This window comes from Bulleidia sp. zg-1006 (genome assembly GCF_016812035.1).
Taxonomy (GTDB): Bacteria; Bacillota_I; Bacilli_A; order Erysipelotrichales; family Erysipelotrichaceae; genus Bulleidia.
Genome location: NZ_CP069178.1, coordinates 601,919 through 627,111, shown reverse-complemented (window position 1 = coordinate 627,111; position 25,193 = coordinate 601,919). Strand labels below are relative to the sequence as shown.

At 36.1% G+C, this 25,193-nt stretch carries 23 protein-coding genes and 1 other annotated feature; of the genes, 1 reads left to right on the top strand and 22 read right to left on the bottom strand.

Going from position 1 to position 25,193, the window contains the following annotated elements; translation table 11 throughout:
* Positions 1-145 precede the first annotated feature (145 nt).
* The 22 genes from JOS54_RS03135 to fmt all read right to left on the bottom strand — a co-directional run bounded on the left by JOS54_RS03135 (position 146) and on the right by fmt (position 24,618).
* Positions 146-1,852, bottom strand: a complete 1,707-nt coding sequence (locus JOS54_RS03135) for a Cna B-type domain-containing protein (protein ID WP_203245617.1) — start codon at positions 1,850-1,852, stop codon at positions 146-148.
* Between the two features lie 381 nt (positions 1,853-2,233).
* Positions 2,234-2,587 carry a 30S ribosome-binding factor RbfA gene (gene rbfA / locus JOS54_RS03130; RefSeq protein ID WP_203245616.1) on the bottom strand — a complete coding sequence of 118 codons (354 nt, stop codon included), beginning with the start codon at positions 2,585-2,587 and terminating at the stop codon, positions 2,234-2,236.
* Between the two features lie 2 nt (positions 2,588-2,589).
* Entirely contained in the window at positions 2,590-4,440 is a 1,851-nt protein-coding gene (gene infB, locus JOS54_RS03125) for a translation initiation factor IF-2 (RefSeq protein ID WP_203245615.1), read from the bottom strand.
* 29 nt (positions 4,441-4,469) lie between these two features.
* Positions 4,470-4,724: an RNase P modulator RnpM gene (gene rnpM / locus JOS54_RS03120; RefSeq protein WP_203245774.1), complete on the bottom strand. Its 255-nt coding sequence runs from the start codon at positions 4,722-4,724 to the stop codon at positions 4,470-4,472.
* Positions 4,725-4,729: 5 nt separating this feature from the next.
* Entirely contained in the window at positions 4,730-6,454 is a 1,725-nt protein-coding gene (gene nusA / locus JOS54_RS03115; protein ID WP_203245614.1) for a transcription termination factor NusA, read from the bottom strand.
* Positions 6,455-6,463: 9 nt separating this feature from the next.
* Positions 6,464-6,916 carry a ribosome maturation factor RimP gene (rimP, locus tag JOS54_RS03110; protein WP_203245613.1) on the bottom strand — a complete coding sequence of 151 codons (453 nt, stop codon included), beginning with the start codon at positions 6,914-6,916 and terminating at the stop codon, positions 6,464-6,466.
* Positions 6,917-7,255: 339 nt separating this feature from the next.
* Positions 7,256-7,633, bottom strand: coding sequence for an SPASM domain-containing protein (locus tag JOS54_RS03105; RefSeq protein WP_203245612.1), 378 nt, complete (start codon positions 7,631-7,633; stop codon positions 7,256-7,258).
* 9 nt (positions 7,634-7,642) lie between these two features.
* Complete coding sequence (tyrS, locus tag JOS54_RS03100; protein WP_203245611.1) at positions 7,643-8,893, bottom strand: tyrosine--tRNA ligase; 1,251 nt, start codon at positions 8,891-8,893, stop codon at positions 7,643-7,645.
* 38 nt (positions 8,894-8,931) lie between these two features.
* Positions 8,932-9,132: a binding site (T-box leader), on the bottom strand.
* A 35-nt stretch (positions 9,133-9,167) separates the two neighbouring features.
* Complete coding sequence (locus tag JOS54_RS03095; protein ID WP_203245610.1) at positions 9,168-10,166, bottom strand: LacI family DNA-binding transcriptional regulator; 999 nt, start codon at positions 10,164-10,166, stop codon at positions 9,168-9,170.
* A 9-nt stretch (positions 10,167-10,175) separates the two neighbouring features.
* A complete protein-coding gene (locus tag JOS54_RS03090; protein WP_203245609.1) occupies positions 10,176-10,715 on the bottom strand; it encodes a hypothetical protein in 540 nt (179 codons plus the stop codon).
* A complete protein-coding gene (locus JOS54_RS03085; protein ID WP_203245608.1) occupies positions 10,705-11,037 on the bottom strand; it encodes a hypothetical protein in 333 nt (110 codons plus the stop codon). The genes JOS54_RS03090 and JOS54_RS03085 overlap by 11 nt, the downstream gene beginning before the upstream one ends.
* 182 nt (positions 11,038-11,219) lie before the next feature.
* The gene (locus tag JOS54_RS03080) at positions 11,220-11,939 is read right to left on the bottom strand and encodes a hypothetical protein (RefSeq protein ID WP_203245607.1); all 720 of its coding nucleotides are present in this window, start codon (positions 11,937-11,939) and stop codon (positions 11,220-11,222) included.
* Positions 11,940-12,005: 66 nt separating this feature from the next.
* Complete coding sequence (locus JOS54_RS03075; RefSeq protein ID WP_203245606.1) at positions 12,006-12,635, bottom strand: hypothetical protein; 630 nt, start codon at positions 12,633-12,635, stop codon at positions 12,006-12,008.
* A 4-nt stretch (positions 12,636-12,639) separates the two neighbouring features.
* On the bottom strand, positions 12,640-13,296 hold the full coding sequence (trmB, locus tag JOS54_RS03070; protein WP_203245605.1) for a tRNA (guanosine(46)-N7)-methyltransferase TrmB: 657 nt from the start codon (positions 13,294-13,296) through the stop codon (positions 12,640-12,642).
* A gap of 26 nt (positions 13,297-13,322) precedes the next feature.
* Positions 13,323-15,524, bottom strand: coding sequence for a polyribonucleotide nucleotidyltransferase (gene pnp, locus JOS54_RS03065; RefSeq protein WP_203245604.1), 2,202 nt, complete (start codon positions 15,522-15,524; stop codon positions 13,323-13,325).
* 95 nt (positions 15,525-15,619) lie between these two features.
* Positions 15,620-16,258: a GIY-YIG nuclease family protein gene (locus JOS54_RS07870; RefSeq protein ID WP_238928372.1), complete on the bottom strand. Its 639-nt coding sequence runs from the start codon at positions 16,256-16,258 to the stop codon at positions 15,620-15,622.
* Positions 16,255-19,671 (bottom strand): ABC transporter permease, encoded by a 3,417-nt coding sequence (locus JOS54_RS03050; protein WP_203245603.1) that lies wholly within the window; start codon positions 19,669-19,671, stop codon positions 16,255-16,257. The genes JOS54_RS07870 and JOS54_RS03050 overlap by 4 nt, the downstream gene beginning before the upstream one ends.
* On the bottom strand, positions 19,665-20,366 hold the full coding sequence (locus tag JOS54_RS03045) for an ABC transporter ATP-binding protein (protein ID WP_203245602.1): 702 nt from the start codon (positions 20,364-20,366) through the stop codon (positions 19,665-19,667). The genes JOS54_RS03050 and JOS54_RS03045 overlap by 7 nt, the downstream gene beginning before the upstream one ends.
* 65 nt (positions 20,367-20,431) lie before the next feature.
* Positions 20,432-20,698 (bottom strand): 30S ribosomal protein S15, encoded by a 267-nt coding sequence (gene rpsO / locus JOS54_RS03040; protein WP_203245601.1) that lies wholly within the window; start codon positions 20,696-20,698, stop codon positions 20,432-20,434.
* A 96-nt stretch (positions 20,699-20,794) separates the two neighbouring features.
* Complete coding sequence (gene hemW / locus JOS54_RS03035; RefSeq protein ID WP_238928371.1) at positions 20,795-21,889, bottom strand: radical SAM family heme chaperone HemW; 1,095 nt, start codon at positions 21,887-21,889, stop codon at positions 20,795-20,797.
* Entirely contained in the window at positions 21,876-23,681 is a 1,806-nt protein-coding gene (gene lepA, locus JOS54_RS03030) for a translation elongation factor 4 (RefSeq protein WP_203245600.1), read from the bottom strand. Before lepA ends, hemW begins: the two co-directional genes overlap by 14 nt.
* Before the next feature lie 7 nt (positions 23,682-23,688).
* The gene (gene fmt / locus JOS54_RS03025; RefSeq protein WP_203245599.1) at positions 23,689-24,618 is read right to left on the bottom strand and encodes a methionyl-tRNA formyltransferase; all 930 of its coding nucleotides are present in this window, start codon (positions 24,616-24,618) and stop codon (positions 23,689-23,691) included.
* A 116-nt stretch (positions 24,619-24,734) separates the two neighbouring features.
* Here fmt and rpsT point away from each other — a divergent pair, with 116 nt between their 5' ends.
* The gene (gene rpsT / locus JOS54_RS03020; protein ID WP_203245598.1) at positions 24,735-24,995 is read left to right on the top strand and encodes a 30S ribosomal protein S20; all 261 of its coding nucleotides are present in this window, start codon (positions 24,735-24,737) and stop codon (positions 24,993-24,995) included.
* The last annotated feature ends 198 nt before the right edge of the window (positions 24,996-25,193 follow it).

The following is a 25,193-nucleotide window of genomic DNA, read 5'->3' as shown; positions in this document are numbered from 1 at the left end:
TCAATGTACATATTCTGATTCGGTTTGTTGAGAATAAAAAAGGAGGACTTCTTATGTCAGAGTGTAGAAGTCCTCCTGATATAACAGAAAAAACTTTCTATTATATGTTCTTTATTTAGTTTTTAAAGTTATCAAATAAATAAAATTATTTGTTTTCTTCTTTTCTATTCTTTTTTCTTAAAAGTCCAAGTAACAACCATGCAATTCCTGATAAACCTAAAAGACTTGCGTATAGAGTAGGATTAGAAGCATCGCCTGTCTTCGGTAATGGTTTATTCGGTTTATTAGGTTTTTTCGAAGGGGTATTCGGAACTCTAATGTTAGTAACAACATATCCGTTCTTACCACTTTTTGTAATCAAACTCTTGTATCCATTGCCGACAGGCTCTTCTTTTACAGTGTATTTTATCTTCTTTCCTGCCTTGTATTCATCAAGGTTTGTGAAAGTTCCTGTCCAGTTATCTGCCTTTGTCAAGGTTAATGTCCTAGCTGTTTCTTTGCCGTCTGCCAATAACTTGACAGTTATGCTGTCTGGTCTTACTCCGTCTTGGTCATTCTTATCTTCCCAAGCTTTTGTTACCTGAATGCTTGTCTTTCCGGGTGTATATGAGTTTGTAATATCATAACCATTAATCTTGACTGAATAACCTTCTACCACTTCCTCTGATACTGTATATGTTATCTTCTTTTTGTTTTCATATTCAGGCAGATTTTCCCAGGACCACTTCCAATTACCTTCGCTATCCTTTTCTATTATTTTACTGTCAGCCTTAACAACTTCACCGTCTCCAACTTTCTTCATTAAGTTGATAGTAATTTTTTCAGGTCTTTTGCCATCTTGGTTATTATTGTCATTCCAAGTTTTTGAACCTTCAACTTTTATACGATTATTGTTATAGATGTTGGTAAAGGTAAATCCATCAGTTACAGTTCCTTTAACATCAAAACTCCAATTACTGTTTGCATTCCATGAATTATCATCTTTATCCACTTCAGCTACTACATACTTTATTTCATTACCTCGGTCATCATACTTAGGCACCGTCCAAGTTACTTCATTTACACCTTCTACTTTTTGTTTATCTCCAACATTCTCATAGTTTCCATTATTATTTTTTCTGAGTTGGAAGTAGAGGTCTTTTTTATCACCGCCAAAGCCGTTGTCGACCCACACCTTCTTTGCATTTATAGTTGTCGTTTCCGCCTTTTTTAACATCATTGCAAGCCTTAACCATATCTTCATATTCTGAGACATATTTGGCGACTCAAATATAAAATAAAGATGGTAAGTCATAGCATATCGACTGCCGGGATTAAGTTTTACCTCATTGTCAGAAGCAAGAATTTCTCCAATATATGCAGGCTTTCCTCCGAGATTGATTTTTTTTGCCCCGGACTGATTTTTAATTTCTACTTTTTCAATGTTCTTTGTATTATCAGGAAAATCAAATCCTAATTTCAAATCCCTTCCATATATTTGGTTATAGTCATTATTTGTAAAATCGTCCTTATATACCATTGAAAATGTTTCAATGTTTTTTTGAACATAGTAAGGAACCTTAGTATCATTTACGATTTCCAATTTGCAAATTACATGATCTCCCGGCACAAGACCCGGTGCCATTTCTTGCCACATCTTTTCCGCCACATCATAATCGGCAACCCAATTGCCTGTTTCACTATCAAAATTTTTGTTATCTTTTATGATGTCGCTTACTTTCATAGTTATAGTTCCCGCATCATTTACTTCGTCAGAAGCAAATACAGGTTTAACAGATATAAATAAGCCGAATAACATTATAAAAACTAATAAAAATGAAGTTAGTTTTTGCATTTTTCCATCTTTTTTCATATATTATCTATCTCCTTCTTTGTTTATTGCTTCAACTTTTAGAAATGAACTCAGACTTTAAATATCAATAATGTTAGACTTTTATTTACAGGTAAAATCATATAAGTTAATTATAATCTGCTATCTGTCAAATAACTTTTTTATTTATTGTACCATGAAGTTGTGATATTTTCATTAAGAAGAATTCTGAATCATTGTACAATTCTTTTTCTGAAGTTCTTTTGTCCAATACCATCCGGATTATCAATCCACTGACCGAATCGATACATTTCTACGGCATTTAGTTTAAAAGCATAATCATATTTCATACAAAAACCCCTTTCACTGGATTTGTCCGGTAAAAGGGGTACATATCATCTTGTCCAACTTTTGGGGTTCACTTCATTGTTCCCCCTCATGAATTTTCTTGATAATTTCATCGATATGGCGACCTTGTTCCTCTACTTTATCAATCGCAAAGATGAGTTCTGGGGTTCGACGAATATCTAAACGTTGACTCAATTCCGTACGAATAAAACCCTTCGCTCTATTCAATGCCTTTAAGCCCGCTTCTGCTCTTTCTTTTTTACCCAAGAAAGCCACATAAACGTAAGCGTAACTATGGTCATTAGAAACCGTAACATCGGTAATTGTCACAAAGCCAACATCCGGATCTTTTAGACTGAATTGAATGATATCCGAGATATTCTTACGGATAATTCCTTCCAATCGTTTCTGTTTGATGCTAGTAGCCATAATTAAACCGTCACCTCAACTTCTTGGTCTTGATAGGCTTCAATCGTATCACCAACTTTAATATCATTATAATTTTCAATCGTAATACCACAATCAAATCCCGTCGCCACTTCTTTTACATCATCCTTAAAGCGCTTCAAAGAAGCTAATTGTCCTGTATAAATCACAATACCATCACGAATTAAACGTACTTTACAAGCCGATACTAGCTTACCATCGGTTACCATACATCCACCAATTGTACCCACTTTTGAAGCCTTATAGGTTTCACGAACTTCAGCTTGACCAATTACCACTTCTTCATAAACCGGTTCTAACATACCCTTCATCGCTAAGGTCATTTCTTCAGTTGCTTTATAGATAATGTCATGCAAACGAATGGAAACACCGGACTCTTCCGCTTTCTTACGCACATTCGCATCTGGACGAACCGCAAAACCAATAATCATCGCATTCGACGCATTCGCTAACATAACATCCGATTCTGTAATCGAACCGGCGGTTGCACGAATCACATTGACCTTAACACCTTCCACTTCTAACTTTTCTAAGGAAGACTTCACAGCTTCAGCCGAACCTTGTACATCCGCCTTGACGATAACCGATATTTCTTTAATTTCACCAGCTTCAATTTGTTCTGAAAGATCTTCTAAACTCATAGCTGAAGTCTTACGACGATCGCTTTCTTGCTTACGACGCATACGACGTTCTGCCATCGCTCTCGCTTCTTTTTCATTTTCATAACTGCGGAAAATATCTCCTGCCTCCGGAACCGCATTTAAACCAATGATCTCAACCGGTCTGGATGGACCAGCTTTCTTTAAGACATGACCATCTTCATCCATCATACGACGTACTTTACCAAAGGCAGTACCAACTACAATTGGGTCTCCTTGATATAAGGTACCATTTTGAACCAGCAGGGTTGCTACAGATCCACGTCCCTTATCTAGTTTCGCTTCCACAACCGTACCTGTCGCAATGCGATTTGGATTAGCTTTTAATTCTAAGACATCCGCTACCGTTAAGATAGTTTCTAATAATTCTTCAATACCATCCCCCTTACGGGCTGAAGTATTTACGAAAATGGTATCACCACCCCACTCTTCCGGCATAATACCTAGTTCTGATAATTCATTCTTGACACGGTCTGGATTAGCGTCCGGTTTATCCATCTTATTCACCGCAATAATCATTGGCACATTCGCCGCTTTTGCATGGTCAATCGCTTCTCTTGTTTGAGGCATGACACCGTCATCTGCCGCAACCACAATAACTGCCACATCGGTAATACCAGCTCCGCGCGCACGCATAGCTGTAAAAGCTTCATGACCTGGTGTATCTAAGAAAGTCAAAGGACGATTATTAACTTTAACTTGATAAGCACCAATCGCTTGGGTAATTCCACCAGCTTCTTTATCCGCTACCTTGGTTCGACGAATGGCGTCTAATAAAGTTGTTTTACCATGGTCAACATGACCCATAATGGTGATTACAGGTGGACGTGATTTCAAACTATCTGTGTCATCCTCTTCTTCATCCTCTAAACTAAATTCATCTTTTTCTTTCACTTTGGTCGCATCAATATCATAGCCAATACAAACCATTTGAACCATTTCATCATCCAAGGTAGAGTTAATCATAACCATCTTACCTTCTAAAAATAATGCCTTGATGATATCAGAAGCTTGTTTGCCAATCTTATCGGCTAATTCACCAACTGTAATTCCATCGGAGTAAGTGATTTCATGAACTTCTTCTTTCTTAGCGATTGGTTTTTCAGCACGATAATTCCTATTTTTCTTATTGTTGTGATGATTCTTCTTTGTGTTATTTCTCTTATTGACTGGCATAAACCCTCTCTTTCTATTTCACTATTTGATTATTGAACGGCTCTTAAAATCTCCTCATAAACATTTTCATCTATTTTCATTTTAAACGCTCTTTCTAATGCTTTATTTTTTTTGGCAAGCTCCACAATAGAAACTTCCTTTTTCAAATAAGCACCATGTCCATTTGCTCGACCGCTAAGATCCACATGGATTTCTCCCGTTGGTGTCCTTACAATTCTCAATAGCTCTTTTTTGGGGAATTGCTCCCCGGTAACTACGCATTTGCGTAAGGGAATTTTCTTCATCATGACTAGTTGTCATCCTCCTCGTCATAGTAATCTTCATATTCATCGTAATCGAAATCGTATTCTCTTTCTTCTTCAGCTCGTTGCTGAGCTTCGATTTCCGCCAATTCTTCTTCTGTGTAGATAGGAAGATTGTTTTGGGAAGCCAACTTCTTTTTAATTTGTTCTTCAAGTTCTTTATTGTTGATCTTGATTTCTTCTTCCTCGTTCTTCTTTTTCTTCCATTTCTTCTTCACTTCTTGCCTAGGAGCCTTATTGTCCACTAATTTTTCAAATACCGACACATAGGTTGCTTTATTCGCCAATTCTTCCAAGTTAGCGTGTTTGGCGGATTTCTTTTCTTCTTTCTTCACTTCAACCGGTTTTTCTTCCGCAATAGCCTTCTCTTCTACAACAACTTCTTCAATCTTTTCTTCTTCCTTGACTTCTGGACTTGTTTCTTCAACATGATCAACTTCTTCAACTAAGCCATCGTCCATCACTTCTTGCATTTCCTCCGGGAAAAATTCTTGTTCTAATTCTTCTGAATTTTCAGCCCTTAATTTTTCTAATGTTTCAAGACGCTTACTTTCTGCCAACTTAGCCGCTTCTAATTCTGCTTTGCGGATTTTTTCTAAGGCTTCTAACTGAATCTTTTCTTTACGTTCTTTAGCCTTTTCCATTAAAGCCTCATAGTTCACTCCATTCGCCTCTAATTCAGCACGTGTCTTAATATCAATCTTACGGTTGGTTAATTTAACTGCCAAACGAGCATTCTTACCACGCTTACCAATCGCTAAACTTAATTGATCTTCTGCTACGATAACAATCAAAGAACCATCTTCATTTGGAATAACCGCATCAATTTCTGCTGGTGATAAAACGTTTTGAACTAAGGAAGTAATATCTTCACTCCATTCAAAGATATCCACTTTTTCACCCTTTAATTCCTTAATAATTTCTTGCACACGAGCTCCGCGAGGACCAATACAAGCCCCAATTGGATCGACTTCTGGATTATGGCTTAAGACAGCCATCTTCGTACGTTCACCAGCTTCTCGAGCAATGGCTTTAATTTCTACAATCCCTTGGAAAATTTCTGGAACTTCGGCTTCAAATAAGCGACGCACTAACATCGCATCTCCTCTCGAAACAAGCACTTGAGCACCTTTACTTTCCTTGTTGACTTCTGTAATAACCACCTTAATGCGTTGGTTTTCTTTTAGCCTCTCCCCCGGGATTTGTTCACCGGTTAACATCAAAGCAGTTGTCTTACCTAAATTCACCAAAGTGAACTTATCTTTAATACTTTCAATCGTACCAAAAACCATTTCATGTAATTGACCAATGTATTCGTTATAAACTGCTTCCTTTTCAGCTTCACGAATCTTTTGACGCATCACATTCTTCGCTAAAGTAGCTGCTGCACGAGACATGGTTTCTATTTCAACAGGACGACGAACCGTATCGCCAATTTGTGCATTTTTATCCAAAGTGTGTGCTTCCTCTACGCTCATTTCCAGCTCATCATCTTCCACATCTGTTACAACAACGTAGTTTTGAAACAAATCAATCGATTTCTTCTTTTCATTGATTTCCGCTACAACATCAATATCCGGCAATTCTTCATTCTTCTTATAAGCTTTCGCCATTGCTTCTTTTAAAGCATCTAAGATGACAGTTTGAGGAATATTTCTTTCCTCTTCCACATCCGTTAAAGCAATGAGTAATTTTTTATAATCTAATTTCATTTTATTCTCCTAAACCTTTACTGCATGGCGTATAAACGCAATATTTTTTTCATCTAATACAATTTTCTTTAAAACCGCTTTTTCACGATATTGAAGCATATATCCCTTTTCTGTTACGGATAAATAACCCTCAAGACTTTGGTGCTGATTAACCGCCTCTTTAAAATCCACATGAACATAGGTTTCTTTTTGAATGAGATGAATATCTTTGATTTCTCTTTCTGCACCTGGAGAACAAACCTCTAAGTTATACTCTTCAGGTATTGGATCTTTTTCATCTAAGATTTCTGAAATCCATTCGTTTGCTTTAGCACAAGCATCTAAATCCGTTTCACCTTGTAAGTTGTTGACACTAATTTGTAATGTCTTTTCATCGGAAATCCATTTTACTTCTTCCACTTCAAAGCCATGTTTTTGCAGAGCTGAGGATAGTAAAGCTTCGATTTCACTAATTTGTTTCATAAGCCTCCATACACAATAGAAGGAGTGCCGAAGCACTCCTTTTCTTTCTATGACTATAGTCTACCTGTTTTATTCCAAAATAGCAAGCCCTCTAATGGTCTGTTTCACCATAAACTCCAGTATTGTCAAACATATGTGACAAAAAACTATCTAATACTTAAGTAGCCTTATTAAAATAATTTTCAATCATTTCATTTGACGTCTTAAATCCAATACTATTCTTGCTATATCTTTGAAACAATTTGTATATTCCTTTTTTGCTTTTGAATCTTCTTCCACTGTAAAACAACTCATGTCGCATTTATAATAAAACTTACCCAATTAATTCCACCCATAAAATTAGCTCATTCTTTGATTACTATTAGATTTTGGGCAAAAGGGATCTATTGAATAATAATTTCCATATATAACTTTTGCCCTAACATAACAAATCCCTTTTCCATATACGCATTCTTTAAATTTTTCACACGAATAGCACTCTGTATTTTTAAATAGTTCTCTATTTGGCTCAATTATATTCTTTAGATTAATTGAGTCCCAAATATCAAACAAACTGGATTTATATATGTTTCCGACTTTTAAGTCATTTCTAATAAGCCTTTCACAAATTCCAACAGTACCATCTGTAAAAACTACAATACCACTCTTCCCCCCCACTACAAGTTTGAATATCAGTGTAACGTTTGGATTGATTGAAAGAAATGGGTTTGAAATCAATTGGAGAATCTATTTAAATTCCACAATATAGTAGTTCTTCTTACCTTTTTTTAAAATCATAAATTCCTGATCAATCGCTTCCTCTTTGACCAAAATGCCATCAATCGCTTGAATTTTAATACCATTAATCGAAATAGAACCCTGTTGAATTAGTTGACGAGCATTCGATTTCGACTTACAAATTTCCGCTGCTACTAAAGCATCTAAGATACCAATACCACTATCCACTAATACCTTCTTAGCATCACTTAATCCCTCTTTTAATTCCGCCGAACTTAAAGTCATAAAATCACCTGAGAATAAAGTTTCTGAAATACGCAAAGCTTTCTCAAGACCTTCTTGTCCATGAACATAAGTTGTTAGTTCACTTGCTAAGGCTTTTTGTGCTTCTCTTCTTTCTGGTTCTGTTTCAACCAAGTGTGCCAAATGTTCAATTTCTTCTGGCGACTTTAGGCTTAATCGTTTCAGATAATCTACAATTGCATCATCTGGAGTATTCAGCCAGAATTGATAGAATTCATACGCATTCGTACGGCTTGGATCTAACCAAATATTCTTCCCTTCACTCTTACCAAACTTAGAACCATCACTTTTCGTGATTAGTGGTGAAGTAATTCCAAAGACCTCTGTATCATTGCCCTCTAGCTTCTTAATCAAATCCATGCCGGAAGTTAAATTACCCCATTGATCCGATCCACCAATTTGCACACGACAATTGTATTCCTTAAATAAATGATAGAAGTCAATGGCTTGTAAAATAGTGTAAGAAAATTCTAAGTAAGATAAGCCGGTGTTTACTCTTTTTTTAATTGTGTCTTTTTGTAGCATATAAGCGATATTGAATTGCTTACCAAAATCACGTAAAAAATCCAAGGTTGTCATCTTTTCCAACCAATCATTATTGTTTACCATCACGGCAGCGTTATCACCCTTAAAGTCAATAAACATTGCCAATTGGTGTTTAATACATTCCACATTGTGTAAAACATCCTCATGTCGCAATAATTTTCTTTCCGTTGTTGGACGTGGATCACCAATCATGCCAGTAAATCCCCCTGCTAAGGCTAGAACATGATGACCGGCCTTTTGGTAACGACGTAATAGCATAATCTGCTGTAAATGACCCACATGTAAAGAATCGGCTGTTGGATCAAAACCACAATAAACCGTTGTCGGCTTTTCTAATTGTTTCCGCAAAGCTTCTAAATCTGTGTAATCTTTAACTAATCCTCGCCATTGTAATTCTTCTAAAAAATTCATATTTTCTCCTTCTAGGGCATATAAAAAGCGCCCTTCATTCTAAGGACGCTATTGCGCGGTACCACCTTAGTTCATAGATTTATCTATGCCCTTAACTACCTTTAACGCAGGCTAACGATTTACCTTTTGAGATAAATAGCTCCAAGATGTATTCCCAATTCTTCCAAACAAGCTTTTTCACCGAACAAGCTCTCTCTACAATTCTTCCAAATGGTACTTCTTCTCTTCAACGCTTTTGGAGTATTTTAACAAAACCAAACAAGGTTTTCAATCTTTATTCTTTGGTTGATTGACGTGATGTAAATAAATAACTCAATTCAATCGAATCTTCACGATCTTCATTTTCATTTCTTTGTAGCATCTTGGTCATCATGCGCATAGATACAGCCCCTAAATCATAAGACGGAATCGAGAATGAGGATACCTGTGGACGCATAATAGTGTTGTATTTTGTATCTAAGATACAAACCACTTCCATATCCTCTGGGACTGAAATATTATTTTCTCTTGCAGCATTGATAATCGCCATAGCTTGTGAATCGCGATAGCCAATCATCAAATCATAACGATGATTCTTTAACCAATCCTTTAAAAAGCCATACGAAGTGCGGGTTCCGGCCGGTAAATTCAACTGACCATTAAATTCCTTACCCTTAGAAACAAAAGCCTTCTTTGCTCCTTGTAAGATATGCTGATATTGTTGTGGATTTTTGCGATCTTCTAAAATTGCAATATTTTCCTTACCTTCTTCAAGATACTTCATCACCAGTTCATAAATAGCTTTTTCAATATTTACATAAACTGAACATACATCTTTCGCTTCAATTTTGTTGCCAATCACAACGACAGGAATATTATAGCGATTTAAAGCAACCATATCACCGGCTCTTAATTTATCATTGAAAATAATCACCCCATCTACATGGGATTTAATAATATCTTCCACCACTGAATTCAAATCCGTAATACCATCTGTAATCGTATGCAACATAATGTTGTAATTATAAATCTTAGCGACATCGATTAAACCGTTGATAATTTGACCAGTATACGTGAAAGAAGCTTCTGGAACAACCAAACCAATTGTTGTTGTTTTCTGTAGAGCTAAGCCTTGCGCAATCGCATTTGGCTTATAACCTAGCTTTTCAACCGCATTTTCAACCCTTTCACGCGTTGGTGCTTTCACCACATTTGAACCATTGATAACACGAGATACCGTTGCTAAGGACACATTCGCTTCACGAGCGACATCATAAATTGTTACACGTTTCATATTCAAACCCTATTTCTTATCATTTATTTCATCTTGGATTTTATGCCAAATTGTTTCGCCAACTTCTTTAACCTTTGTAAAAGTATCTTGAACAAAATCACTTTGGATGACTTCTCTTGATTTATCAAAAATGATTTTAGCGCCTTCTTCCACTTTAGGCAGAACCTTTTTTCCAAATTGTTCTTTACCCTCTTTTGCCTTAGCTGATAAAGTTTTCCATTGTTCACTCGATTGAACGTCATCCCAAGTATTCGATAATTTTTGACGACTTTTACGCGCATGTTCTTTGATGTAAGCTAGCGTCTTTTGGAATTGTTCATTGTCGGCTATCTTTTTTTCTAAGTCTTCGACTTTTTGAAACGTTTCTTCCTTTAATTCCTTTGTGTTTTGTTTCATTTCTTCAAACAAATTCACTTCCCTTGGAACATCATCTTCCTCGAAAGATTCTGCTTTTTCTTCCTCTAACTGCTGTAACTTCTTTTTTAGGTCTTCAACCGTTTTTTCGATGTTTTCAAAAGAATCATCATAGTTTTCATTCTTATTTGTCATTTAAATCTCCCTCCTCTTTTTTCTTTTTCAAATTGTCACTAACCGCTTTACTTGCTTTTGATACAGCTGAAGATACCTTATCATGAATAGAATCTAAGCTCTTAGAATACTTAACAGTTGTGTCCAAAGGAGCTTGTACTTTTTCAAGACTTTCATCCACCAACTTCATTGTCGGTTCTAATTGGTTCACTGTTTTATTGATGGATTCTAATAAGGTAATCAACCGCTTTAAAACCATACAGATAAATACCAAAACCACTACCCCTAAAACAGGTAGTAATTTTGCACATACTAGTTGTAAATCATTCAATAATGCATCCATATAGTCTACCTCTATTTAATATTATAAAGATATTTGTAAACACTTTCAATTAAATGTAATGAAAATCATTAAAACATTTTCAAAGATTCAATTAAAAAAGAGGATACTCTGAACTGAACCCCAAAAGTTGACCATCAAACTAACTTTTGGAGCTGTACTTCATCTCATCCTCTTTAAATACCTTAATGCTTCATCGTTTTTTTAATAACCGTTGTGGAATCTTCTGCATCTTCCAGCTCATCATCAAATAAATTTAATTGCGGAAAAACACCACTTTCACTATCATACATTGTATCCCCTGCCGATACTTTGCCATAAACCTTATCACGCTCATTTAAAATATCATCCAAGGAGAACTCAGGAATTTCATCATCGATTTGGGAATCATTTAATAACACACTCGAAGGTGTTTCCTTCACTTCTTCTTTAACATTGTGAATAGGATTATTTCCTTCACTACCCCACATTGGTGAAAGAATCGTTGTCACATTCTCCATATGCTTCTTCTTTTCTTTCTCATTTAGTTTTGAAGCAGTTGATTTCAAGGCATCAACATCCTTTTCATTTGCACCAAAAATAGGACTAATGACAGGTTGAAATTTGTAATCAAAAGATTTTGTTTCACTCACCTTACGACTTTCTTTTTTCATACGTTTTGCCGGTGCACTAGCTTTCTTATCATCAATTGTGATGTTAGGAAAAGATGGCTTTGGTGTTTCAACAATTTTTTCTTCTTCTACCGGAACAACCGGTGTTACCACTTTCTTTTCTTGAACTGGTGCGATTGGTTCCGCTATCTTTTCCACAACACTTGCTTTTTCTTCTTCCTTCTCAACCGTCTCATTTTCTAATTCTTCCGGTATTTCATCTTCAAATAATAAATTTTGTATCTTCTTAATCATAGAATTTTCAGCCCTTCCTATGTACTTTACTATTTTAGTCTATATTTAAAAAGTTGTAAAAGAAAATCAATCACCTTTATGCTCAACCATCTTCTTTTCACTTTCCTCTAAGTTATTGCTAAATAAATCTTCAATACGCCCTTCTTTTGCGACTTTCTTTTCAAAAAAAGGAATCGCATCGGCTATGTATTTTTTACGGTCAATCTTTACAAACTGTTCTTGCAAGGTCTTTTTATCCACCTGTAAACTTTGTGAAATCTGCACCATCGTCCTTACAATGGCAGCCATTTCAACCTTTTCACAAATACTTGTACCAATAAAAGCCGGGCTTTCATAAATCAAATAATACTTTTGATTTTCAAGCTTTTCATAAGAAACCAAATACATTTGTTTGTCCTGATGAACATCTATATATTCCCCTTTAAACTGCGGCTTCTTCAAGAATGGTTCTTTATAATCAAATAACACTGTTGAAAGATTAAAGGTCATTTGAAACTTTGTACCCTGATAATCCAGAACATAACTATCCCCATTGCTTTCAAAACGTCCTATTGAACTTGGTATATAAAAGTGGTAGCTCTTTTGGAATACATTACTGTTGGAACTTGTTAAAACCGGTATTTTTTGTTGCCAATGAATGTTTGAAGAACAGCCAAGCAAAACACAGGTCAGTAAAAATAAGAGCAACTTTTTCATACTCTTATTCTAACTTATTTTTCTGCACAATACAGTGATAAATCGGCTGTCCTAAATCCATAAAACGTTGTTCGTATTCTGTAATCGCATCTTCTGGATGTTGATTTCTTCGATAGTCTACCGATACTTCTTTTAAAAGAAAGCCAGATTCATTGAAATACACCAAGCTGTCCTCAAATAAACCTTTATTATCCGTTTTCATAATGATTTCACCATCATCTTCCAAGATAACTTGGTAACGTTCTAAGAATTTTTGTGAGCTTAATCTTCTTTTATGTGTGTATTTTTTAGGCCAAGGATCTGAGAAATTTAAGTGTAAACTATGAATTTCCTTTGCTTCAAACCAATTTAGTACTTGATCCGCATCGCCTAGCACAAAAACTTTATTATTAAAAGAATTTGGATTTTCTTCATAACTATAACGAGCAGCCATCGCAATCGCCGCCACTTCTTTTTCAATTCCTACCCAAGCATCATTGGGGTATAAAGTTGCCATTTGATTTAAATAGGCACCTTTTCCTGATCCTATTTCTAAATGTAGTTTTTGACTATGTAGTTTTTCTTTCCATTTTCCCTTTAAAGGGCGAGGATCTTGAAGAATTAAATCACCATGTTCTTCAATCCAAGGCATTGCCCATTTTTTTGTTCGCATTCTTGCCATAAATTCCCTCTTGATAAAAGAGAAGGTTAAACCTTCTCTTCTTCTTTCTTCTTTCTAAAGACGCGTGTTTCACCTTCTGATTTTTGTGATTTAAATGGCTTACGTTGTGGCTCAACATAACCTTCTGGTTTTTCTAAAAGTTCCTTCGCTGAAACCTTCACTTTGCCAGCATCGTCTACTTGAATGACCTTGACTTGAATATGATCACCAACATGCACTTTATCTTTGATATTTTCAACCCGTTCCCAAGCTAATTGTGATACATGCAATAAAGCATCCACATTACCAAATAAGTTCACAAATGCAAAGCTTTCACGAACATCTGTAACCGTTGCTTCATAAACTTCACCAACTTTCGCTTCCTTGATTAAGTTTTCAATCATTTCTTTCGCTTTATTAATCATTTCACGGTTCATGTGGTAAATGACGCAAGATCCATCATCTTCAATATCAATCTTAACATCGTTACAAGTTGCGATAATCTTATCAATCATTTCGCCACCTTTACCAATAACGATACGAATCTTATCCTCAGGAATGATTAGACGATCCATCTTAGGCGCCCACTTCGATACATCCGCTCTTGGCTCACTAATACACGCTTCCATGTTGTCCAATATCTGCATACGACCTTTATAAGCTTGGGCTAAAGCTTCTCTTAAAATATCTTGTGAAATACCGGTTACTTTAATATCCATTTGTAATGCCGTGATTCCATCACGCGTACCAGCTACCTTAAAATCCATATCACCATAATGGTCTTCCATGCCTTGAATATCGGTTAATACTGAATACGTATCACCTACGGTGATAAGTCCCATCGCAACCCCAGCTACCATGGCTTTAATTGGTACACCAGCAGCCATTAAAGACATCGTACCCGCACAAATCGAAGCTTGTGAGGAAGAACCATTGGATTCCAATACCTCGGCTGATGTACGAATCGCATAAGGAAATTCTTCTTCGCTTGGTAAAACTTGAGCTAAGGCTCTTTCCCCTAAAGCACCATGACCAATTTCACGACGCCCCGGAGAACCCATACGACCAACTTCCCCAACTGAGAAGGGTGGGAAATTATATTGGTGCATAAATCTCTTTTCTTCTTCAATACCTAAATCATCCATCATTTGTGCATCACTTAAAGGTCCTAAAGTTGTAACCGAAAGAACTTGTGTTTCACCACGGGTAAATAAAGCTGAACCATGGACTCTAGGCAATAAATCCACCTGACTGTCTAAAGGACGTAATTCATCTAAGGCACGACCATCAGGGCGCACTTTATCTTCGGAAATCAAGCGGCGAACTTCATTAGCTTCAATCTCCACGCCATATTCATGGGCTTGTTTCATTGCTTTATTCTTATCCACTTCTGTCTCATAATCCCATTCAGAAACGGCTTGAACCATTTCTTCAATTAAGGAATCAATCGTTGAATAGCGTTCTAATTTTCCTTTGATTGAAACAGCTTCTTGAATATGCTTAGCACCATGTTCATCTATATAAGCTTTAATCTTTTGATCAATCTCATATAGAGTTACTTCCATCTTTTCCTTTGCACAAGCTGCGATAACTTCTTCTTGAATTTCACAAAGAATCTTAATTGCATCATGACCTGCTTGTAGGGCTGCTAACATTGTTTCTTCTGAAACTTCCTTTGCTCCTGCTTCAACCATATTGATAGCTTGTTTTGTACCGGCAACGGTTAGATGTAAATCCCCTTTCGCGTTTTCTTCCATGCTTGGATTGATTAAAAATTCACCATTAACACGAACCACTTGCACACCTGCCACTGGTCCATTAAAAGGAATATCAGATACACATAAAGCTAAAGAAGAACCAAATAAGGATGCCATTTCACTACTTGCATCTGGATCATTGGATAAAACAGTATTAACAACTTGTACTTCATTACGGAAACCTTCCGCAAATAAAGGACGAATGGGACGGTCAATCAAACGTGCTGTTAAGGTCGCATGTTCGCTTGGACGTCCTTCCCTTCTTAAGAAACCACCTGGTATCTTACCTGCCGCATACATTTTTTCTTGATATAAAACCGTTAGCGGAAAGAAATCTGTATCTTTCGCTTGCGAACTAGCGGTTGCGGTGGAAAGAATTGTCGTGTCATTATATCGAACAATGACAGCTCCACCAGCTTGTTTTGCGATTTCACCATTTTCTACGGTAATTGTCTTTCCAAAAAAAGACCAACTTTTCTTAAACTTTTCCATCTTTTCTCCACTTTTCAATTATAGTAATAGTACCACAAACCATAGCTGTTTTTTCATTCTTTCCATAAAAAATGTGTGCCGAAGCACACATTCTCTTATAAACTCTCTTTCCAAAGACCATGTAAATTGCAATACTCGTATACCGCTACCGGTTTTTCTTCACTATCAAATTCAACTTCCGGATTAGCACCAACGCCCAAATGAAATACTCTAAATCCATTCACAAATTCAACAACAATAGATTCAATCAAATGTTCCTCAGTCATAACGTGAGCTACTTCACCAACCTGAACTTTGTAGTGATTCCCATTCACTGTAACAACAGGCTGGTGTTTTTCAACTGCTCCCGATTGGCTGGCGGTGGTTAGTTCTACCATTCCGGCTGGGCAAGCACTTGCTTCAGAATTTAATTGAACCATCATCTTTCCACAATTTTCACATTTGTAAAACTTTAAATTTGACATACTTTTCCTCCTCTTTTCGTTTGTTCTTTGATACGATTGCACCAATTCTTCTTTTGCTTGGTGACTTAATCGTTTGATGTGCCATTCCCTGGACATTGCATCTTGTTTGCTGGACAGTATTTCGCAATACACAATTCTTTTTGGTGGATGGCTTCGAGTGTATTTTGCACCTTTTCCTAAACAATGGGAAGTAAAACGCTTCTCAATATCCCTTGTCCATCCGGTATAAAAGCTACCATCCTCACATTCTAAGATATAAACATAATTCATTCTAAACTCTTTAAACTTTCTACCATATCAATACGATGAATATATTTACGCATCCATCTGGTTACCACAAGACCAAACAAAGCGGTCCATAAGAACGCATACACAAAGCTTAGCCAATGAATTTGAATTGGAAAGGTAATATTTTCTACCTGTATGGTTGTCATAATAGCTCGATGCAATAAGATACCAATTGGTAAACCAACCAATGAAGCCAGTGCAGTTAATAAAATATTTTCTTGGAAGACATAACGTTCTATCTCCCGCTTTCTAAAACCCAGTACTTTTAAGGTAGCAATTTCTCTTATTCTTTCAGAAATATTTAAACTAATTAGATTTTGTAAGACCACAAACGCCAGTAACATTGACGATGCAATCAACACCCAAACTATCGCATCCAATCCTAAAATCATTTGGTTAAAGTTTTCAATTTGCGGACGAAAGAATTCAATCTTTTTTACATCCATTCTTTGCAAGAGCTTCTTCTCCAAATCCGCTACTGAAACATTCTTTTTCACTTTCACAAAGGCACTATTTTCAACTACTTTTTCGTGGAAAATCTTTTCATAAGTAGCTGGATTCATCCAAATACCATGTTGCACATAATAAACCACAATCTTACGAATGGGTACTTCAAACTTTTTCCCAACCGCATTTTCAATAGTAACAACATCCCCTTCACGAGCTCCAAGCTGTTGAGCTACTTTTTCACTGATAATCAAGCCATCTTCTTGAAAAGATATTTTCTGCCTATGCAAATCTTCTAATTGATACAGTGTTTCTAAGTGTAATCCTGAATAAAGACTAGCACTTTTTTCTTTTCCTTTATAACTAATACTTGTATTAAAAGACAAACCTTCTTTTACGTATGCAATATCCGAATCTTTTTCTAAGTCTAACTTTAAAGTATTTACGTCATCCTTGGCCTCAACAACACCATCATAATGAAGAATTTTTTTGAATTGAAGATTCACTAAAGAAGTAATGGAATCACGAATACCAAAACCCATCACCATTAAAGCAGAACAGCCGGCAATACCAATAATGGACATAAAGAAGCGTTTCTTATAGCGAATGAGATTACGAAAGGTAACTTTATGTAAGAAACTAAGGCGTTTCCACAAACATGGAATTCTTTCTAATAAGATGGTTTTACCAATTTTTGGCGCTTTTGGTCGCATCAATGAGGCCGGCATTTCTTTCGTATCACGCTGTACCGCAAACCAAGTAGTTCCATACATCACCACAAAGAAACCAACAACGGTCCGAGTGATAAATAACCATGAAATTTCCATTTGTATCTTTGGAAGAATAAACATCATTTTCCAAGCTTCATAGATGATAAATGGGAAACTGGCCATACCAATTAAAACGCCCAAGATTAAGCCCAATCCGGTTGCCGATAATGAATAACAAGCATATTTTTGGAATAAACGTTTACGCTGATAGCCTAAAGCACGGAAAGTTCCTAATTCACTACGGTCTTCTTCCACTAGACGTGTCATAGTGGTTAAACACACTAGCATTGCTATAAGAATGAAAAACACTGGAAAAATACGCGCAATAGCTTTCATTTGGTCAACCGTATTTCTAAAAGTAATGGAAGCGTAATGACGGCAACGATCCACATAAATCCATTCTCCATCTTCCAAACGATTGATTTCTTTTTTGGCATCCACTAATTTATACTTCGCTTCTTTTAATTTTCTTTCTCCATCGACTAATTTTTCTTGGCTTTCTTTCTGGACTTCTTGGTATTTCTTCTCAGCTGATTGTAATTTCACATGCCCATCCTTCCACTGTACCTCTTTTTGCCGGAGGGTCTTTTTAGCTTGATTTAATTTCTTTCGAGCCAAATTGAATTGACTAGTGCCTTTTATTTTCTCTGCTTGGATGGTTTTAAAAGCTTGTTCTAACGTCTGTAAGCCGGTTTGTATTTTTTGGCTACCCTCTTTAATTTGTTCTAAACCAGACTCGATTTGTTTTAAGCCTTGTTCGATTTGACTTAATTTCTGCTTTAAATCCGCCTTTTTTTCACTAACTTTATTCCCGTTTAAAAACTTTAATTCATTTAAAATACGTTGCTTTTGTTGCAAAAGTTGTACCAAATAAGCCTTTAAAGACGCCACATTTTGTTGAGTATCAAAACCATATTGGTCACTATGAATAGTCGGAATCGTCGCTACAATTGTTTCATCCGGATAGCTGGACCAAATAGCTTGTTCACTGGAAATAAGATGAATCAATTGTTCTAAGCCTTCCAATTGATTTAGGATTGGTTTTACTTGTTCTACTTGTCCTTTTTGTTTAATTAGCTCTTCTTTTTGTTTGAGCAATGTTTCTTTTTGTTTGCATAAAGATTGAAGTTGTTTGCTTGAAAAAAATTTTTTAGCTTGAAGCTTTTGATAGGAAATTTGAATTTTTTCTTTCGTTTCTTTTTCCTTCTGTTTCAATGTCTCTTCTTGTTTTATTAAGTCATGTTTGGCATTATCCAATTGAACTTTGCCTTGATTAATCTCTTTTTCACTCTTCTTTAACTTTTCTTTCGTTTCATTAAGTTTTTGATTGACGGCTTGTTTCTTATCCTTGAATTTCATTTTTTCTTTTTGATAAGTATCTAAACCGGATTGATAGTCTTTTAAAGCACTCTCTTTAACACGGTTTCCTTCCTCTTTACCTAATTTCATTAGTTTTGGTTTTAAAGTTTCTTGAATTTTATCCAATTGGTTTTGGTAATCCTTAGAGAATTCATTCGTATCAAAATTCCCTTTAAAAATCAAATTTACTTCGCGATAACGGTCACTCTTAAACCCGTCTTCTTGTAGATAAAGATAAGTGGAGATTTTTTGATTTTGTAAAGTAGAATTTTCTTTCATTTGATTGAGGTATAAAGGTGTTTTCACCAAACCAACCACTTTGAATTGTTTCACCTTGAGAATAGTATCTTTCTTTTCAAGTCTTAAAGCATCCCCTAGTTTAAAACCGGGCATAATACTGGAACCCTTTTCAGCAAGTACCTCCTGATTATTTTCTGGCATACGACCTTCGACTAGTTCAAATTGATTGATACTCTTTTTAGGATTGTAGGAATGAATACGGGTAATTCTTGTTTCATGATTACTTAGTACTTGGGCATCCTCGAAATAAGAAGCTTCACTTTGCTTGATTTCTGCCTGTTTCGCTATTTTATCGACATCTTCTTGTTCAAAGCCATAATTCGAATAAATGGTCGCTTGTTTTAGCTTGTATCTTTGATTATAAGAAGAAACAGAATGTGCCATAATTCCTGCCGAAGAAGAAACTCCCACGAAAAAAGCCACCCCTATCGCCACAATCGCAACGAGGTTGATGTAGCGCCCTTTTGTTTTGAGAATTAAGCGACCTAATGATTTCCAAAAGGTTTTGGCTTTTACCATTCAATTTCCTCCACCGCTAATGGATGTTTATTTTCTGTATAAGATTGAATTAAACCATCTTTCACACGAATGACGACATCCGCCATTGGACAAATAGCTTGATTATGAGTAATGATAATCACTGTTTTATGAAATTGTCGGGACATATCTTGAAGCAATTGAAGAATTTGTTTACCTGTTTTATCATCTAAGGCTCCCGTTGGTTCATCGCATAACAATAAATCGGGATTTTTAACAATCGCTCTGGCAATCGCAACACGTTGTTGTTCACCACCGGATAATTGAGCAGGAAAATGGGCTTTGCGATCTTTTAAACCAACCAAATCTAAGATTTCTTCCGGCTTTAAAGGATGATTGGATATTTCCGAAGCTAACTCAATGTTTTCTAAAGCGGTTAAATTTCCCACCAGATTATAAAACTGGAAAACAAAACCAACTTGTAAACGACGATAATTGGTTAAATCTTTTTCATTCATCTTGTGAATGGCTTGTCCACGAATATACACTTCCCCTGATGTGACGTAATCCATACCACCTAAAATATTCAATATGGTTGACTTACCAGCACCGCTATTACCAACAATAGCGGCCACTTGTCCTTCATCAATTGAGAAGTCAACACCAGCCAAGGCTGGTATCTGAACTTCACCCATAATATAAGTTTTTTTAACCCCTTTTAACTCAATCATCTTCATACTCTCATTATAGGCTATTCATAAGCACAAAAAAACCGTAAAACACTTGTTTACGGTCCTTTACATTACTTTCTTAAACCTAAAGCCTTAACTAAATCGCGGTAACGATTAATATCCTTCTTCTTTAAGTATTCCAACATATTCTTACGACGACCAACCATCTTCAATAAACCACGGTTTGAAGAATAGTCCTTCTTATTCACTTTCATGTGTTCTGTTAAAGAGTTGATTTGGTTTGTCAGCAAAGCCACTTGAACTTCAACAGAACCTGTATCGCCTTCTTTATGTCCGAATTCTTTTGTGATTTCAGCAATCTTTTCTTTGGATAACATTGTATGTTCCTCTTTCTTTCTTTTCCTTCTAAACCGAGTTTATCGTTGAGGAATCAGTAAACCCAGTCCAAAAGCTTATTCATAATAGCTTAAAGACTAAAGAAAATCAACTAATATTGACTGCAAAACAGGAAATCCTTGCTTGGTACAATGGATAAAAGCCTCTTCCATGATAAGATTACCATTATCGACATGTTTTTTAACAGCTTCCTTATAATACTCTAGTAGATTTTCCTTATAACAATCTTGCCAATGACGTAGATGAATTCCTTTTCTTAAACGCAAGCCCATCATAATTGATTCAAACATTTCATCTTCCTTGGATAAAGGAATACTTTTTTTGGCTAATGGATTTTTTAGATACGCTTTCAAGCTCCTTGGTTTATCATAGCGTTCATGATTTTCTTTTCCACTTGCTCCACAAGATAAGCCTATAAAATCTTCATATTGCCAATAGACTTGATTGTGTTTTGAGGGAAAGCCTTTCTTCGCGAAGCTCGCAATTTCATATTGTTCGTAGCCTTGGCTTGGTAAATAAGCGCATAGCCATTCATACATATCCGCTTCTAATTCTGCCTCAGCCGGTTTCAAACCTTTTCGAGCAAAAACTGTATTTGGCTCAATCGTCAAGGAGTAAAGAGATAAATGTGTCGGTTTTAAAGCAAGCGCGTCTTGAACGGATTGTTGCAACAATTCCATACTTTGATTTGGTAAAGAATACATTAAATCCAAAGAGAAATTCGTTATCCCAACTTCTTTTAGAAAAGCAATCGTTTCTTGCACTTTTGCATAATTGTGTTTTCGTCCCATCAATTTTAATAAAACTTCATTGGAGCTTTGAAAACCAATTGAAGCCCGATTCACTCCATGCTTAGCACATATTTTAGCTTTTTCTAAAGTCATCACTTCAGGGTTGATTTCAATCGTGTATTCTTCAACCCCTTGGCAATAGGGATCCAATAAAGTTAATAACTTTTTTAATTCCTCTTCCCTTAGACTAACCGGTGTTCCCCCACCTAGATAAAGCGTCTTTAAATCTTTAGGAATTGTCCTTGAAGCTATTTCTGTTTGTAGGGCTTCTAACCATTGATTAACGAGAGAAGATTGGTAACCAACATGAGCAAAATCACAATAAGCACAGATATGCGCACAAAACGGCACATGAATATATAGAGCTTTACTTGTCATCATCCATGGATAAGACAGCCATAAAAGCTTCTTGTGGTATTTCAACTGATCCCACTGCCTTCATTCTCTTTTTCCCTTCTTTTTGTTTCTCAAGAAGTTTCTTCTTACGAGAAATATCCCCACCATAACATTTCGCCAAGACATTCTTACGTAAGGCCTTAATATTAGTTCGAGCAATGACTTTCCCACCTATTGCTGCTTGAATTGGTATTTCAAATTGTTGTTGAGGAAGTAATTTCTTTAATTTGATTGCGATCGCATTTCCACGATTAAAGGCTGAATGACGATGAACAATCACCGATAAAGCATCCACAGCTTCATGATTTAATAAAATATCCATTTTCACTAAGTCTTCCGCACGATAACCAATGATTTCATAATCCAAAGAAGCGTAGCCTTTTGAACAAGATTTTAAACGATCAAAGAAATCGAAGATAATTTCTGATAGTGGTAATTCGTAATGAATTTCATTTCTACCGGTATCAATGATTTCCATGGTTTTATAAATACCTCGTTTATTTTGGCATAGTTCCATGACCACCCCAATATAAGTATCTGGAACCATAATCTTCGCTAAAACATAGGGTTCTTCAATGCGGCTAATCCTAGATGGTTCAGGCATATGGGCTGGATTATCCACCACTACCATGGTGCCATCGGTTTGATAAACCTGATAAATAACCGAGGGAGAAGTCACAATTAAATCCAAATTGTATTCTCTTTCTAAGCGTTCTTGGACAACATCCATGTGAAGTAATCCTAAGAAACCACAACGGAAACCAAAACCTAACGCTTGAGAAGTTTCCGGCTCATACCGAAGTGAAGCATCATTGAGTTGTAATTTATCTAAAGCATCTTGTAAGTCACCATAGCGATCCGCATCGCTTGGATAAAGTCCACAATACACCATTGGATTCATCACTCGATAACCACTTAAAGCCATTTCAGCCGGTTGATTAATATGCGTAATCGTATCCCCCACATGAACATGTTGAATCGATTTAATAGAAGCTGTAATCCAACCGACATCACCACATTCCAACTTGTTGACCTTTACTTCTCTTGGGGTACGGATACCGCATTCTAAGACTTCATATTCCGCCCCGGTTGCCATAAAGCGAATTTTATCGCCCACTTTAATTGACCCCTCTCGCACGCGAACTAAGGGGATAACACCTCGATAGGCATCATAGAAAGAATCAAACACTAGAGCTTGTAGTGGTTTATTCTTTTCTCCTTTGGGACTTGGAATATGTTCAACAATTTGTTCTAAAACTTGGTCAACATTCAAACCGGAACGTGCTGAAATTAAAGGAGCATTAGAACAATCTAAACCAATGATATCTTCAATTTCTTTCTTTGTTTTATCAGGGTCAGCGTTATTCATATCAACTTTATTGATGACAGGAAGAATCTCTAAATCATTATCTAAAGCTAGATAAGTGTTTGCTAGGGTTTGGGCTTGAACACCTTGAGTGCTATCCACAACCAAAACAGCCCCTTCACAAGCCGCTAGGGAGCGAGATACTTCATAACTAAAATCAACATGACCTGGGGTATCAATTAAGTTAAAGATATAATCTTCCCCATTTTTAGCTTCATATTTCAATTGGACAGCGTTTAGCTTAATGGTGATGCCTCTTTCTCTTTCCAACTCCATATCATCTAGTAGCCGGGATTTCATATCTCTTTGGGAAACGGTATCCGTCATTTCTAAGATACGATCAGCTAAAGTACTTTTCCCATGATCAATATGGGCAATAATACAAAAATTTCGAATTTTATTTTGATCCATATAACTCCTATTCAAAACAATGACCAATTAAAGAACGACCAAAACCATTCATAAATGATTTTGCGTCCATTGTTTTCTTTCCTTCTGGTTGTAATTCATAGACAACAAGATAGCCTCCTTGGCAAGCTATCTTTAGCCCTTTTCCTTCTAAGCCAACGACTTCACCGATTGTTTTTGTATGTTCACAAACTTCTTTTCGACAAGTGATAAATTTAATGCGTTTACCATCAATTAAGCCATAGGCAATTGGCCAATCGTATAAGGCACGGATGTGATTATACAGTTGATGAATGGCTTCTGTTTGAAAGTGAACCATCTCTTCTTCTTTCGTTAGATTAAGACCTAAGCTGACTTTATCTTCCTCTTGAACAATAGCTTTTAATTTTCCTTCAAAATACAAAGGTAAGTCTTCACGAATGATAACTTTTGCGATAGAAATTAAGCGTTGGTTTAATTCATAGAATCGTTCATCTTCGCCTACTTCAATCACACGTTGGGCATAAATATCCCCTGCATCCATTTTCTTAACCATCTTCATTAAGGAAACAGCCGTTTCTTTTTCCCCATTCATAATAGCGTGGTGAATTGGTGCTCCACCACGATATTTTGGTAGTTGGGATGGATGGATATTTAAGCAACTGTATTTTGGATAATCGAGGATAGCCTGGGGAATAAATTGTCCATAAGCACAGGTTAAAATAAAATCAGGTTGATAGGATAGAACTTCTTCTACTGCCTCTTTTAATTTTTCAGGTTGTAAACAGGGGATATTATGTTCTAAAGCAAACTGATGCGTTGGGGTTGGTGTTAAAACTTTTTTACGACCAAGAAAATGATCGGGCTGGGAAACAATGGCTACAATATTATATTTTTCTTGATAGAGCGTTTCTAACATTTCTTTTGCGAATTCAGGTGTACCAAAAAATAGGATATTCATTAACAATCTCCCTTCTCAATGGCTCTATTCTATCATAGTTTTTAGGAGATAAATATTTGCAATTTAGTTATGCTTTTGGTATTATAGAACAGCTTATAAAGACAGGAGGTGTCATCGTGGCAAATATCAAATCGCAAAAGAAACGTGCTTTAACCAACCTTAAAAAACAACATGCTTTAGCTGGTGAAAAGACAGAATTAAAGACAGCTATTAAGAAAGTTTTAGTGGCTGTTGAAGCTAAGGATAAAGCAACAGCAACTGAAGCTTATAACATGGCGAATAAGTCTTTGGACAAAGCTCTTGTTTCTCATATTAAGAAGAAGAACTATGTTGCTCGTCAAAAGTCTCGTTTAGCTAAATTAGTTAATAGTCTTTAATTAGGAAAGCGATTCATCGCTTTTTTTATTTTTTCTCTGTTCAAAAATAAAATAATAAAAAATCCAGCTACACCATCGCAGCTAGACTTCTTTATTTTTATGCTTTGTTATTTTACCGGCTCCCGTTAAGATACTGTACATGATGCTTGTGGAAATATATCATATCGACAGTTTCCCCCAAAAAAATTACACGGCGAG